This window comes from Glaciimonas sp. GG7 (genome assembly GCF_052976905.1).
The window spans coordinates 1-14,081 of record NZ_JBRIIQ010000054.1 but is presented as its reverse complement, the minus strand read 5'-3'; the positions used below and the strand labels follow the sequence as shown (position 1 = coordinate 14,081).

Sequence of the window (14,081 nt, the reverse complement as noted above, 5' to 3'; positions counted from 1 at the left end):
CTATTAACGTCGAATCCTCTGAAGAGCAGGACTGGAACAGGCTATTTTTCCAAGGTCCAGACTTGCTCCCAGGCGCAGCAGTGCGCGCATTTCATGTGCCGGTAATGGACGGCTAAAATAATATCCTTGAATCGCATCGCATCCGTTGGCGCGCAAAAATTCGAGTTGCTCAGCCGTCTCTACGCCCTCTGCAAAATTTTTAAGACCAAGCGCATTGGCCAGTGCAATAACAGTGAGAATGATTGATGCAGCTTCTGGCTTTTTATCAAGATTGGCGATGAAGGATTGATCGATCTTAATGATATCAATCGGAAACCGGGTCAGATAACTCAGACTTGAAAACCCGGTACCAAAGTCATCTATCGACATCTTTACGCCTATCGTTTTAAGTTGATGCAAGATCCCAATAGTGGCCTCAGAATCATTCATCAACATACTTTCGGTCAGCTCCAGTTCCAGACAGGCCGGGGCCAGACCGGTATTGGCCAACACCGATTGCACCATGAGTGGCATATTTTTTTGCTGAAGCTGTCGGCTCGACACATTGACCGCGACCGTCAGCTGAAATCCCTCACCAAGCCAGGCACTCACCTGCGCACAAGCCGTCTTTAGCACCCACTCACCGATGGGAATAATCAACCCGGTTTTCTCAGCGATAGGGATGAAGTATCCCGGTGCGATAAAACCAAGCTCAGGATTATTCCAGCGAATCAGCGCTTCAACGCTTTTGATGTGTCCGGTTTTTAAATCGATCTGAGGCTGATAATGCAAAACAAATTCATCGTTTTGAAGTGCATGGTGCAAAGCATGTTCAAGCCGCACTTTTTCTATCACTTTGTTCCCCATCTCCGGGGTGTAGCATTGAAAACAATTGCCCCCCTCCTGATCTTTGGCCAAATACATCGCAACGTCGGCGTGTTTGAGCAATACATCAGGATCATCGCCATCTTCAGGGTAGATACTCACACCAATGCTCATGCTCAGGCTCAGGCTCAAGTCATGTCCGCTGGAAGACAATGGCAACTCAAATGCCTTGAGCACTCTTAACGCTAGCTGCCCGGCACTTTCCGGCTCACGAATATCCTCTAAAATAATCACAAACTCATCACTGCCCATGCGCGCTAAGGTCTCACCTGCACGCAATATCGATGTCAGTCTGTCGGCAAATTCTTTGAGTAGATTGTCGCCAAAGGAATGGCCGAAATTATCGTTAATACTCTTAAAACGATCGATATTAAGAAACAACAGGGCCAGTTTTCGTCCCGAACGACGCGCATGCATCAAGGCCTGTTGTAGGCGGGTGATCAAAAAATTGCGGTTAGGCAGACCGGTCAAATCATCGTAGCTGGCCAGATATTCGATCCGTTCGTCGCTTGCCTTGCGTTCCGAAATATCAGTGGCCACGCCGTCTAAGCGCAGGGTGTTACCTTTTTTATCGCGCACTGTTCTGGCACGATCTTCCAACCAGCGTATCTCGCCGCTCGGTCGGACAATCCGATATTCCAAGGTTTGCGGCTCACCGACCAATACCCGCGAGAGCCACCCCATTACCAGACTGTAATCGTCGGGATGGACAATGCGCGACCACATCGTCCGATCGGCCACAAAATCGGCGACTGGTCGACCATAAATATAGTCTGCAGCCGGATTCATATACAGCAATTCATGGGTAGGAGTAACGGACCAGATCACCATAGGAATGGAATCAAGTATCCCGGATAATTTATCCTCAACCTGCTGAAGCTGATGGCTGTGCATTTTTAAACTGGCATGCGCTTGCCGTAATCGCTCCAGGACAATACCGCGCTCCAATAAACTCGCCAGCGAGCCAGCGCTAAAGAGCAGCATGACCAGGCAAGTGACGATCAAAGCGAGCAGCGTGCGATCAATCGTCGTACCGTTGACAGCGCAAAAACTATCGATAGAAAAGTTTGCCCCAGCCATCGCCGTATAGTGCATGGCAGCAACTGCGCCACCCATCACCATCGCGCCTAATACCTGTTGTTTCAGATAGAGCGGTCTTTTTTTCGTGCCATCGCCAAAAGCGATGAGTAAAGCGCCGGTAGCGGCAATGATGGCAATGAGAATCGATGCTAAAAATATCAACGGATCATAATTAATCGCAGGCTGCATTTTCAGTGCCGCCATGCCGGTATAGTGCATCGCGGCTATACCCAACCCCATGACCACCCCGGCACTGACAAGCCGTTTTAAATACAAATCCTGGTTTTGTATCAACACAAATCCCGCTAGCGTGCCAGCGATAGCGGGGATGATAGAAAATAAAGTGAGCTTAAAATCATAAGCGATCGCTATCGGCAAATGGAATGCCAACATGCCGATAAAATGCATCGACCAGACTGCCACGCCCAACGTTACCGCACCGCTTATCATCCATAAAAATGCTGCTCTTCCGGTACTTTCACGCATATTCTCCACATGCGAAAGTGTTGAAAATGCGCCGAAAAATGCCACAAAAACCGATAACGCTATCAAATAGCCATTCCAGAAAATCGGCATTAATAAATCCCTTTAAACATCAATCCAAGCTAGCCGGATAGACGAAACCATCATCTCGTTATGATGAAAAACCAATAAAAAATGCTGCATACCAAGTCTGAGACGCCAATGGAATCCAGAAACCCAGGCTCGTTGTTGCGACCTCAGGCAAGACGACGGTTACGTAAAAACCAGTGCGGTAGGAGATCGATGATTTTTCTGCCTAAATGATGGTCTTGCAAAATCACCCGCGCCTGGGCGTGATGCAGCAGCATCAGAAGCTCGGCGTATGCCTGGCGATAGGCCCTGACGTATTTCCGGCTCTCCTTTTTCATTATTTGCTCTTGCGTAAAAAAATCATTTTCAAGATGCAACACAAAGTCGCAAAAACCATATGCAAACTCGCTCTCATGACAAGATCGAAGTGCGGTCAGTTCTGCAAATAAGACTGGCTGGAGATAGCTAAACTCGGTCACTTCTGTCTGTTCGCTTCTGCGTTCCATAGTGTTCCTTTATTCGCTTGTTCCGAGTCGCCTCAGACGTTGTACAAACATGCTAAAAAAGATCACCTGCGCACTTGGCGCAGATGGGGTGATGCCGGTTGCGGTAAAGCGTCAACCGTCTTAGGACATATGCTGGCCACCATTAATGGCAATATTTGCGCCGGTCAGAAACGCTGCTTCATCGGACGCCAGATAGGCCACTAAACCGGCGACTTCTTCTGGCTTGCCCAGGCGTCCCATCGGAATTTGCGGAATGATTTTGGTGTCGAGCACATCTTGCGCAATTGCCATGACCATTTTGGTGCCGATATATCCTGGTGAAATGGTGTTGACCGTCACACCCTTGCGCGCCACTTCCAGTGCCAGCGCCTTAGTAAAACCGTGCATCCCGGCCTTGGCAGCGGAATAATTGGTTTGTCCGAACGCACCTTTTTGTCCGTTGACCGAAGAAATATTAATGATCCGCCCCCAACCGCGTTCAACCATGCCGTCGCATACCGGCTTGGTCATATTGAATACTGAATCGAGGTTCGTGCGCATCACCAAATCCCAATTGGTTTTATCCATTTTTTTGAAGGTCGTGTCGCGCGTGATACCTGCGTTGTTGATCAGTACATCGACTTCGCCTAATTCCCGTTGTATGGTGTTGATGCACTCTCGGGCTGACTCATAATCTGCAACGTCGCATTGATACGCGCAGAAATTAAAACCTTTTACCCGCATAGCTGCCATCCAGGCTTCTGCAGTGGTATTACCGGGAGAATACGTTGTAGCTACTTGATAGCCCAAGGCTGCTAATTTGATGCAGACGGCTTCACCCAAACCACCCATACCGCCAGTTACCAGTGCAATGCGTTTCATCTTGACTATCTCCGTGTAATTTTGTCGTTACTAATGCACGACTATTTAGGTGTGTGAATTTTTCTTACTTTGTATTTTTTTGTACTGATTATTCGTATTTATTATTCGTATTTATTGTTCGTATTGACTGTTATTCACGGCCGTCACCGATTGATACAAGTCACCGTGTTATCACCGTAACTATCTGTTTATTTTTAGTCGCACCAACAATCTGTGTTTCAGCGCTTTCCTGTACTGCATGCGTCACTTCGGCCAACTTCACCGTTGCCTCACGCGCTACCTGATTTAACTGAACTACGCCATTTTGAGCGTTATTCATGGCCGACTCCATCACTCCCAAAGCGCCCTTCATACCTGCAGGTGGATTGCTATCAGTAGTGTCCATGATGCCGTCCAACACTCGCTTGGCCTCCGCCATGTGGCGTTGAACTTCATCGCTAAACGCCCCTTGTGCGGTGACTGCGGCATCAGCCATCTGGCGGCTAAGTGAGAGCATGTTTTCTATCCGTCCTTGCCAGCGTTCTGATGTGAGCAACATCCGCTCCGGCTGGTCCTTAGCCGACATCAATTGCTGCGTGAACGTGGTCGTTTCTGCTATCCGACTTTTGATAGAACGCATATTTAAAGCAATCACATCTTCCGCACATCCCATCGTGAGACTGTTTAAATTCTTGGTAAGCGCGACATGGGATTGAAAAAAATCTTTTACTGCTGCTGCATAAAATTCATTGGTGAACATCATTTGATTTTCTCCTTGATGGTTGACTAGCCTGAAAAATGGCAAAAAGCGTCCCCGAGCGATCAACGCGCTACGAAGTTTGACAAGTGTGATGAGGATCTAAGTATCCTCAAATAGAGGAAAAGGCACTATCGGGGAACGCAGTTTCTTTGATAGGGTAAAACCTGACATTGTCATCCCAGAATGGAATGACGAAATGTCTTGGAAACTATAGCGATGCATTGAAGAAAATCGGCACCGAAGCAGTGCCATATTAAGGCCGCCAGCGCATGTCACTCATGAGAAGACAGCCCCCAACAGAATCAAACCAGGCAGCCGGGCAATGTTGAACAAACCTTATACCAGCAAGCCATTTTCAAGTGCATAACGCACCAAAGCCGTATTACTGCTCATACCCATTTTTTCCAAAATATGCGTACGGTGCGTAGTCACCGTTTTAGGGCTTAAATGCAGTTTTAGTGCAATCTTTACCAGGCTCTCGCCTGAAGCCAGAAGTTTTAACACCTCCAGTTCCCGGTCCGACAGCGACTCATGCGGAATCACCCTGTCATTACCAATCATATTGGCCAGCCGCTCCACCAATGTCGGGCTGAGATACTTACCCCCCATTGCCGCCTTGCGTACCGCCTCGATCATGGTCGCTGCCGAATTGCTTTTGGTCAGATAACCCGCAGCACCCAGCTTCAGCGCCCTGACCGCATACACTTCTTCCGAGTACATCGACAGAATCAACACCGCCAGCATGGGCCTTTCAATGCGCAAACGCTTGAGCAGATCGAGCCCGCTTTGACCGGCCAGTGCAATGTCGAGCAACACCACATCGAACTCTTCCTTACGTACCAGCCGCGCCGCCTCCTCAGCGGTTTCAGCCTCTCCTGTGACGACAATATCCTGCGCCACGCTAAGCATCAGACGCACGCCATTGCGGACAACGGCATGGTCATCTACCAGCAATACTTTGATTGTTTTATTCGGCATTATCTTTTCCCAACGGCACCAGTCTTACAGCGCCTATTCCAACGGCAGGCGCAATAGCACTGCCGTTCCCTTCCCTGCTGCACCGCTTATCTTGAGCTCGCCACCGAAATGGCGAGTACGTTCGTGCATGCCGAGGATGCCCCAAGCCTCGCCCTTGAGCAGTTGCTGTGGATCAAGCCCGCAACCGTCATCCCTGATGTCCACAATGATCGCGTTTTTGTGACGTAACACACCGATCTTTACCTGCGTGGCGCGTGCATGACGCACCACGTTGGTCAAGGACTCCTGCACCACCCGAAATAACATCGTGCTGCGTTCTGAATCAAGATCAACCATGGCTGCACTCTCGCTAATGCTGCACAGGCATCGCAATCCGGTACGCTGCTCGAGTTGTTCGGCTTGCCATTCCAACGCCGCCCACACGCCTAACTGATCAAGCACGCTAGGCCGCAGATCGGAAATCACCCTGCGCACCGTCTCAATGGCGGTATCGACCTGATCGGCCGCATCGATGAGCAAAGGGTCGGCGCTCTGGCCTGCACGCTCAGCGCGGGCTATCGATACCGAGACATTGGCCTTGATACCGGTGAGTACCCCACCCAGATCGTCATGAATTTCACGGGCAATCCGTTTGCGCTCTTCTTCTTTAATACTTTCCTGATGATCGACCAGTTTGCGCAATGTCGAACGCGACTCCTGCAAGTCCTCTTCTGCCCGTTTGCGCGCCTTGATATCGTCAATCAACAGGTGATTGACCCGCTTAAGTTCATCTGTGCGCTGCCCTATTAACTGTTGAATACGCTGGGCGCGCACCGTACTCGACTGCAAATAAGCAGTCGCTGCAAACGTTGCAATCAACCCCATGATGAGAGACAGTAACGTGCCGGTATGACTTGTCATAAATAGCGTCGGCTGCGCCGAAATAAGCATGAACCAAGTGGTACCGGCGATATCAATGCTGCTGGAAAAAGGGGTTATGTGCGGCCCAAGCAACCAGACCCGCCCCCCCCCTTCCGACGCTAAATTGTTCTCTTGTACCGGGCCATACACGCGCTTGCTGTCATCGGCCGAAGAAGCTGCATACACGCTCACGTTGAGGCCTGCGTTCGCCTTATCGGAAGGGGAGGACGCTATTGACGGTGATGTAAATATTTTCTCAAAGAGGTCATCCGCACGCAGCATTGCCGTGGTGTAGCCCATCACAGCAAGTCGGCGCGAGGCAACATCATCATGCTGCACACCTTTTTTATACACCGCCATCATGATGTGAAAACCAGATTTTTCGCCTGCAGGCCGGAAGAATCGAAACAAGCCCGTCGCCGACGGCAGCCCGGTATCTTCGGCACGCGCAATGGCGTCATGCTGATACGGCAAAGAGGAGGCATCGAGTATAAAAACGGCCTCGTTACCGGCCATCGGCTCAATAAACTCAACGATCCGGTAACTGCTCTTTATAGGGGCCGCAACACGCTTGCCATCCACCATATCGTCGATAGTAAAACCTGGAGAGCGAGTATGCATGCGCCCCTCAAAGGCCGCACGATCTACTTGGGAAACCAGCCGGTGGAATCCAAACGCCTCAATATATGGATAACGCATCTGTAACGGCTGGGTGAAGGAATGAAACTGCTCTTGGCTCACCTCACCATTGGTGACAAATAATTGGTTAACTACCCGTAGCGCCTCAAGCGCATCCGTCATTCCCTGTCTGACCAGAGCTACACGAAATTGTGCGCGTCGTTCAAAAGCAACCCGCTCGTTATACTGTTCCTGACGGTATACCCAGACAAACAGGGTAAAGGAAACGATCAGTCCGAACGTTAATATGCACGTTGCCGAGAACTTTAAGGTAAAGGTTTGGCAGGGGCGATGCATGCAGTACCGTTCAGATCAAGTCAAAAGAAATGATCATAAACTATACAAAAGATTATGTAAAAGATAAATATTTTTAATCTGTTTTTAGTCCCATTAATAGCATTTTTGCAACGCATTTCCGCACCAATTTGTCAGATTAAAATGCAAATAAAATTCAACAATTGGCGATGCCTTATTGCCGACGCCGGTCCTGTCATTTTGTGGACTTCATCGATTGCAGTGACTAGCTTTTTTTCGCCAGGTTCTGGTCTATTCAGCCATGCCCCGCCACCATCCGGGAAAAAATGTTTATTTCCATGTTGCATAATTTAACTATAGATATATGCTGTTAATCCCATTAACAGATGCCAGCAGTTTTCCGACAAACACTGCGAATGTCGTTATACGTGGCGACAAAAGATAACGAATTAGGACTTACGCAAAGTTATTCCAGCAAGGCAGACCTTTAATACCAGTACTTTGAACGCCACTGGGGCGATTTTGCGTAAGTCCTACGGATATCTTTAACAATGCTTACCCCATGCTTTACACGCCATCTGTACCAAAGCGTGTTCTACCGATCATCGCAAAATAGTGAGCGCCAAAAAGATGACCGACAGCCATATAAAAAACAGCAACAACACAGCGGCTGCCGACGACCTCACTGCGTCCAGCAATGCGTTGACCGCATATCTTGGTACGGTGACGGCAGCAAAGGAAATCCAGATCACTCTCATGGAGCGGCTCTCCGGGGGCGCAATTCAAGAAAACTGGTTGCTCATCGTACAGATCAGCGATGGCACCTATCAGGGCCAGCAGCGTTGGGTCTTGCGCACCGATGCACTCTCGAGCGTGCCGGTCAGTCTGAGTCGGGCGCAGGAATTCGTGGTCTTGCGCGTAGCGTATCAAGCCGGTGTCAACACGCCCAAAGTCTTATGGTGTTGTGAAGACAGGACCGTCCTTGGACGCGATTTTTTCATCATGGAATGTGTCTCCGGCGTGGCAGCCGGACATCGCCTGACCGGCAATGCGGCCCTGGTTCCTGATCGCGCCGTCTTGGTGGAGGAGCTGGGCGCCAATATGGCGCGCCTGCACACTGTGAAACCGCCCAATGCAGATTTAGCGTTCTTACCGCCGCCCGCCGCCAATCCGGCGCAGGCCAGCGTGGTGGCTTATCGCGGCTATCTGGACGCATTAAACATCAACGCACCGGTACTGGAATGGGGCCTGCGCTGGTGCGAGCGCAACAGTCCTGCCACAGTCGCCCCATGTTTGCTTCATCGCGATTACCGTACCGGAAATTATATGGTGCACGATGGTCATTTAAGCGGCTTACTGGACTGGGAATTTACCGGCTGGGGTGATCCGCGTGAGGATATCGGCTGGTTTTCGGCCAGGTGCTGGCGTTTCGCCGGGCCGCTGCGCGAGGCTGGCGGCGTGGGTGAAATCGACGACTTTCTGCGCGGCTATGCGACGGTGTCCGATATCACAATCACGCGCAGCGATCTGACTTACTGGCAAGTCATGGCGCATCTGCGTTGGGCTATTATTGCCCTGCAACAAGCGGATCGCCATTTATCCGGGCAGCAAACGTCATTGGAGCTAGCCCTGACAGGACGCATGTTGCCCGAGCTGGAATATGAAATCCTGGCACTGACGAAAGGTGCACACAATGCATAAGCAAGTAGATGGGCCGGAGCTTCTGAAAACCGCACGCGATGCATTGCTACAACACTTACTCCCCGCCCTGCCGGATGCGCTGCGCTACGAAGCCAGAATGATTGCCAACGCGATGCTCATTGCGAGCCGCGATCTGGCCCTTGGCCCCGGTACCGCGCAACTGGAACTGTCATTGCTACGAGAACTGCTAGCCCACACGGAACTGGACAAGCAAATATCACCCCCATCCGAAGCATGCGCGGCACATCGGCGTCAATTAAGCGCCGCCATCCGTGCCGGTCAATTCGATAACGTCGGTGAGCAGCAGAATGCACTGCTCATCGCTCTCACAGCGATTACCCGCAGCCAACTGGAAATCTCCAATCCACGCGCCCTTGCCGATGTTTGCAGCCCGCCATAACGACATGACGACCTATTTTTTAACATTCCAAACAGGACAATGACGATGAATTTCAGTATTCCCGATGATCTGCTGGCTTTGCAGAAAAAAACCCGGCAGTTCATTGCCGAAGAAATTATCCCCATGGAGCGCGATCCGCGCCAATCCACGCACGGCCCCAGCGCGGAGCTACGGCAAGCATTGATTGCCAAAGCGCGCATGCACGATTTGGTCACACCGCACGCCTCGACCGACATGGGCGGCCTCGGCTTGTCGCACGTCGCCAAAGCGATTGTGTTTGAAGAAGCGGGCTATTCCCCGCTGGGACCGGTAGCCTTAAATATCCACGCGCCTGACGAAGGCAACGTCCACCTGATGGAAGCGGTCGCAACGGCGGCGCAAAAAGAGCGCTGGCTGGCTCCGTTGGTACAAGGCCATACTCGCTCCTGTTTTGCCATGACGGAGCCCGATGGTGGCGCGGGTTCAGACCCGCAAATGCTCAATACTACGGCTGTGCGCGATGGCGATGACTATCTGATCAACGGCCGAAAATGGTTTATTACCGGTGCCGACGGTGCTAGTTTTGCGATCATCATGGCCAAAATGGAAGACGGTTCGGCGACCATGTTTTTGACCGACACCAACCGGCCCGGCTTTATGATCGAGCGCAATATGGACTCGCTCGATAGTTGTTTTAACGGCGGCCATCAGGTACTTCGCTTTGAGAATGTACGCATTCCCGCCGCCGACGTATTGGGCGAAATCGGCAAGGGATTTCGCTATGCCCAAATTCGCCTGGCACCAGCACGCCTGACGCATTGCATGCGCTGGCTGGGCGCAGCACGGCGGGCGCATGACATCGCTTGCGACTATGCGCGCCAACGCCAGTCTTTCGGCCGTGCGCTGGGCGATCATCAAGGCGTCGGGTTCATGCTGGCCGATAACGAGATGGACCTGCATACCACCCGACTGGCGATCTGGCATTGCGCTGATGTGCTTGATCGTGGCGGCCGTGGCAATGTCGAATCGAGCATGACCAAGGTAGTGAGCAGTGAAGCCATCTGGCGCGTGGTGGACCGTTGCGTGCAAATTCTTGGCGGTCAGGGCGTCACCGGCGAAACCATCGTTGAGCGCATTTTCCGCGACGTGCGCGCCTTCCGTATCTACGACGGTCCGAGCGAAGTCCATCGGATGAGTCTGGCAAAAAAAATCATGGCCCGCTCACCGGAGAATTGAATGTCCGATCACCCGATTAAATCTGTTCTCAGTATGTTCGATCTGCGTGGCCGCACAGCATTGGTCACCGGCGCCTCCAGCGGCATTGGCCGCCATTTCGCCACGACACTGGCGGCAGCTGGCGCGCAAGTCGTTGTCACCGCACGTCGCATTGATCGGCTGCATGCATTGGTGGCAGAGATCGAAAGCAACGGCGGCAAAGCGCACGCGATTGCGCTTGACGTCACGCAACGCGCATCGGTCCAGGCCTGTCTGGATGCGACCGTGAGCGCCTGCGGCAGGCTCGATATCGTGGTCAACAATGCCGGTGTGAGCGACACCAAAAATGTCTTGAAATATAACGACGCCGACTGGGATGCGATTTTAGACACCAATCTCAAAGGCGCGTGGATGATGACGCAAGAAGCGGCCCAGCGCATGCTCAGTGCAAATCACGGCGGCAGCATCATCAACGTCACGTCGATTCTGGCCGAACGCGTGGCGGGCGGCGTGGGGCCTTACTGCGCGGCCAAAGCAGGCCTTAGTCACCTGACCCGCTCGATGGCGCTGGAACTGGCCCGCTACGCCATTCGCGTCAATGCCATTGCACCGGGTTATATCGTCACCGACTTGAATCAGGAATTTTTGCACAGCCCCGCCGGGGAGCAACTCAAGGCACGCATACCCTCGCGCAGTTTTGGCGACTATGCCAGTCTGGACGGGGCGTTATTATTGCTGGCGTCCGACGCTGGACGCTATATGACAGGGTCCGAAATCGTGGTCGATGGCGGGCATTTATGTAGCGGTTTGTAAAAGCACTTTTTTATCCAACGGAGAAGACATGAAAACACACAAAATAAAAATTCTGACAGCCGCTATTCTGACCTTGGCCGGGGCTGGAATAATGCATCCGGCTTGCGCCCAAATATCCGGCGATGTGGTCAAAATCGGCTTCATCACCGACTTGTCGGGCGTGTATGCCGATATCGACGGCCCCGGCGGCGTTGAGGCCATACGCATGGCGATTACCGATTTCGGCGGCATGCTCAACGGTAAAAAAATCGAACTCATCGTCGCCGACCATCAAAACAAAGCCGACATCGCCGCTGGCAAAGCACGCGAATGGTTTGACCAGCAAGGCGTCGATATGCTCATTGGCGGCACCAATTCCGCAACTGGTCTGGCAATGGCCAAAGTCGCGGCAGAAAAGAAAAAACCATTCCTCGTCGTCGGCGCAGGAACGGCCCGTCTGACCAATGAAGATTGCACACCGTTCACGATTCATTATGCCTACGACACAGTCGCGCTGGCAAAAGGCACCGGCTCGGCCATCGTCAAGCAAGGCGGTAAATCGTGGTATTTCCTGGCCGCCGATTATGCCTTCGGCGCATCGTTAGAAAAAGACACCGCCGCCGTCGTCAAAGCCAGCGGCGGCACAGTCATCGGCGAAGTCCGCCATCCGCTATCGGCCTCCGATTTCTCTTCATTCATGTTGCAAGCACAAGCATCCAAAGCGCAAATTCTGGGACTTGCCAATGCCGGAGGCGACACCGTCAATTCGATCAAAGCAGCCAACGAATTCGGCCTGACCAAAACCATGAAGCTAGCCGGTCTGCTGATGTTTATCAACGACATACACTCGCTCGGTCTGAATCTGACGCAGGGAATGTATCTGACCGATAGCTGGTACTGGGATCAAAACGCTGACACGCGTGCATGGTCTAAACGCTACTTCGACAAACAAAAGAAAGAACCCTCCTCGCTACAAGCTGCAGATTATTCAGCAGCGCTGTTTTACCTCAATGCTGTGAAGGCAATAGGGACCGATGATGGGGAGAAGGTGATGGCGCAGATGAAGAAATCTGTCGTCAACGATATGTACGCTAAAAATGGTGTGGTTCGTCCGGATGGACGGATGGTGCACGATATGTTTTTGATGCAGGTGAAGACATCGGCTGAGTCCAAATATCCGTGGGATTACTACAAAGTGCTGGAAACGATACCGGGTGATCAGGCGTATACCACTAAGGCTGAATCGAAATGCGCGGCCTGGAAATAAATAATGCCTGATCTGCAGGCAGTACAGGGGTATGTTAGCGGCGTGCAATTGCACGTCGCTAACGTATGTGGCTTATGACAACCCTTCCGGATACGCTTGATAAATCCATTGACAAATCCGGCATTTTTAATATGATGAATACGAATAATGTATGTCATATAATTTTGCATAATACGAATAAAGAGATATCCTGCGTCAAGCCATTAACGACGCGCATTATCCCATCAAAATTTATAATTAATATTGCTCATATTTCAATACTATTTGCTTATTTTGTGATAGCCTCAAATGCCTCTTACTTTGAGGAAACTCTCGCCGAACAAATGTAAAACGCCATGCCTCACCTTATTCTTATTCGTAGTTCCCACTCACTGTTCTTCAAAGCTACCTCTACGCGTGAGTTTTTTTGTTATCCGCGTCAGACCATTTACCTGCCTCATCCACATAAGCTGAGACCACAACAAAGTACAGTCTCACGCATGGCTCTTGAATGGTAGCGCTCAACAGAGGCTTTAGTGCGGGCGAAAGAATCGGTTGTTTGTAATATCAAAAGTACTATTAGCGCAAGTTTACGTAGCAAGAAATTTGGTGAATGCTGTTTTCAGACGCCAGAAACAAGAGAGTAGCGATGCTTAATATTGAAGAAGACATTGATAACCCCCAGCTCTATACGCACTTCGGTACAACCAGCCCATGCTGGAAACTGACTAGCGATAGCGATGCGTTGGACCTATCTGGCGAAAAAGATACGGTCACCGTTGCCATCGAACTCTCTCCGGCGCAAGCCATGGAGGTGCGCGAAATGAGTGGTGTTACTTCGACTCTGGCAATTTCCGTTGCCATTTTTGGCTATCCCATTCGGCTCCATCTGGTTGGTAGAAAAATCGATACCTGGCTGTGGGGCGGCACGGCAGCGCACTATGGCGATACGGATGCCGTGGCAAAAGATCTGGAAAGCAGCCTGACATTTGCCGAGCAAGTTGTCTCAGAGGTCAATTCGCTCGTGGTAATTATCGACAGTAAAGGAAAAATTAAACGATTCAATCGATTGTGCGAGGAAATGACCGGCGTATTGGAGTCGGACGTGGTCGGCAAAAATGCCTTGGATCTTTTCGTCAATGAAAAACAGCGAGAAGACACGCGCTCTGGCGTCAATAGTTTTTTCCAAAAAGAAAAAGCCTACGAAACGTTACGCCCGATCAATACCAAAAATGGTATTCGAATGATTCGGTGGCGCAACACGATGATCGAGTCCGGTAGCGATCGATTCGTGCTTGTCCGTGGTACTCGGCATAGAACTACTGAGTCGGAGAC

12 protein-coding genes are annotated in these 14,081 nt (G+C 51.2%); 6 read left to right on the top strand and 6 right to left on the bottom strand.

Translation table 11 applies throughout. From position 1 onward, the window contains the following. Positions 1-3 precede the first annotated feature (3 nt). The 6 genes from ACVBEF_RS13300 to ACVBEF_RS13275 form a co-directional block, all read right to left on the bottom strand. Positions 4-2,520, bottom strand: a complete 2,517-nt coding sequence (locus tag ACVBEF_RS13300; protein WP_447124426.1) for an EAL domain-containing protein — start codon at positions 2,518-2,520, stop codon at positions 4-6. Between the two features lie 143 nt (positions 2,521-2,663). Further along, positions 2,664-3,002 carry a hypothetical protein gene (locus tag ACVBEF_RS13295; protein ID WP_447124425.1) on the bottom strand — a complete coding sequence of 113 codons (339 nt, stop codon included), beginning with the start codon at positions 3,000-3,002 and terminating at the stop codon, positions 2,664-2,666. Positions 3,003-3,122: 120 nt separating this feature from the next. Further along, a complete protein-coding gene (gene phbB, locus ACVBEF_RS13290) occupies positions 3,123-3,863 on the bottom strand; it encodes an acetoacetyl-CoA reductase (RefSeq protein WP_447124424.1) in 741 nt (246 codons plus the stop codon). Positions 3,864-4,023: 160 nt separating this feature from the next. Beyond that, positions 4,024-4,605, bottom strand: coding sequence for a phasin family protein (locus ACVBEF_RS13285; RefSeq protein ID WP_447124423.1), 582 nt, complete (start codon positions 4,603-4,605; stop codon positions 4,024-4,026). Positions 4,606-4,938: 333 nt separating this feature from the next. Continuing rightward, positions 4,939-5,580 (bottom strand): response regulator, encoded by a 642-nt coding sequence (locus ACVBEF_RS13280; RefSeq protein ID WP_447124422.1) that lies wholly within the window; start codon positions 5,578-5,580, stop codon positions 4,939-4,941. A 33-nt stretch (positions 5,581-5,613) separates the two neighbouring features. Continuing rightward, positions 5,614-7,455, bottom strand: a complete 1,842-nt coding sequence (locus tag ACVBEF_RS13275) for a CHASE domain-containing protein (protein WP_447124421.1) — start codon at positions 7,453-7,455, stop codon at positions 5,614-5,616. A 573-nt stretch (positions 7,456-8,028) separates the two neighbouring features. On the opposite strand from ACVBEF_RS13275, the gene ACVBEF_RS13270 reads away from it, so the two are divergent. From ACVBEF_RS13270 to ACVBEF_RS13245, 6 genes are all read left to right on the top strand, one after another. Continuing rightward, positions 8,029-9,114, top strand: coding sequence for a phosphotransferase family protein (locus ACVBEF_RS13270; protein WP_447124420.1), 1,086 nt, complete (start codon positions 8,029-8,031; stop codon positions 9,112-9,114). Next, on the top strand, positions 9,107-9,514 hold the full coding sequence (locus ACVBEF_RS13265; RefSeq protein ID WP_447124419.1) for a DUF6285 domain-containing protein: 408 nt from the start codon (positions 9,107-9,109) through the stop codon (positions 9,512-9,514). Before ACVBEF_RS13270 ends, ACVBEF_RS13265 begins: the two co-directional genes overlap by 8 nt. 45 nt (positions 9,515-9,559) lie before the next feature. Next, positions 9,560-10,729, top strand: a complete 1,170-nt coding sequence (locus tag ACVBEF_RS13260; protein WP_447124418.1) for an acyl-CoA dehydrogenase family protein — start codon at positions 9,560-9,562, stop codon at positions 10,727-10,729. Continuing rightward, positions 10,730-11,521, top strand: a complete 792-nt coding sequence (locus ACVBEF_RS13255; RefSeq protein WP_447124417.1) for an SDR family NAD(P)-dependent oxidoreductase — start codon at positions 10,730-10,732, stop codon at positions 11,519-11,521. A 28-nt stretch (positions 11,522-11,549) separates the two neighbouring features. Continuing rightward, a complete protein-coding gene (locus ACVBEF_RS13250; protein ID WP_447124416.1) occupies positions 11,550-12,767 on the top strand; it encodes an ABC transporter substrate-binding protein in 1,218 nt (405 codons plus the stop codon). 628 nt (positions 12,768-13,395) lie between these two features. Beyond that, the coding region (locus ACVBEF_RS13245; RefSeq protein WP_447124415.1) for a PAS domain S-box protein at positions 13,396-14,081 on the top strand (686 nt) is incomplete at its 3' end.

Excerpts from the sequence above, each read along its gene's own strand:
- ACVBEF_RS13300 (WP_447124426.1), bottom strand. The coding sequence starts at position 2,520 with ATGCCGATTTTCTGGAATGGCTATTTGATAGCGTTATCGGTTTTTGTG.
- ACVBEF_RS13295 (WP_447124425.1), bottom strand. The coding sequence starts at position 3,002 with ATGGAACGCAGAAGCGAACAGACAGAAGTGACCGAGTTTAGCTATCTC.
- phbB (WP_447124424.1), bottom strand. The coding sequence starts at position 3,863 with ATGAAACGCATTGCACTGGTAACTGGCGGTATGGGTGGTTTGGGTGAA.
- ACVBEF_RS13285 (WP_447124423.1), bottom strand. The coding sequence starts at position 4,605 with ATGATGTTCACCAATGAATTTTATGCAGCAGCAGTAAAAGATTTTTTT.
- ACVBEF_RS13280 (WP_447124422.1), bottom strand. The coding sequence starts at position 5,580 with ATGCCGAATAAAACAATCAAAGTATTGCTGGTAGATGACCATGCCGTT.
- ACVBEF_RS13275 (WP_447124421.1), bottom strand. The coding sequence starts at position 7,455 with ATGCATCGCCCCTGCCAAACCTTTACCTTAAAGTTCTCGGCAACGTGC.
- ACVBEF_RS13265 (WP_447124419.1), top strand. The coding sequence starts at position 9,107 with ATGCATAAGCAAGTAGATGGGCCGGAGCTTCTGAAAACCGCACGCGAT.
- ACVBEF_RS13260 (WP_447124418.1), top strand. The coding sequence starts at position 9,560 with ATGAATTTCAGTATTCCCGATGATCTGCTGGCTTTGCAGAAAAAAACC.
- ACVBEF_RS13255 (WP_447124417.1), top strand. The coding sequence starts at position 10,730 with ATGTCCGATCACCCGATTAAATCTGTTCTCAGTATGTTCGATCTGCGT.
- ACVBEF_RS13250 (WP_447124416.1), top strand. The coding sequence starts at position 11,550 with ATGAAAACACACAAAATAAAAATTCTGACAGCCGCTATTCTGACCTTG.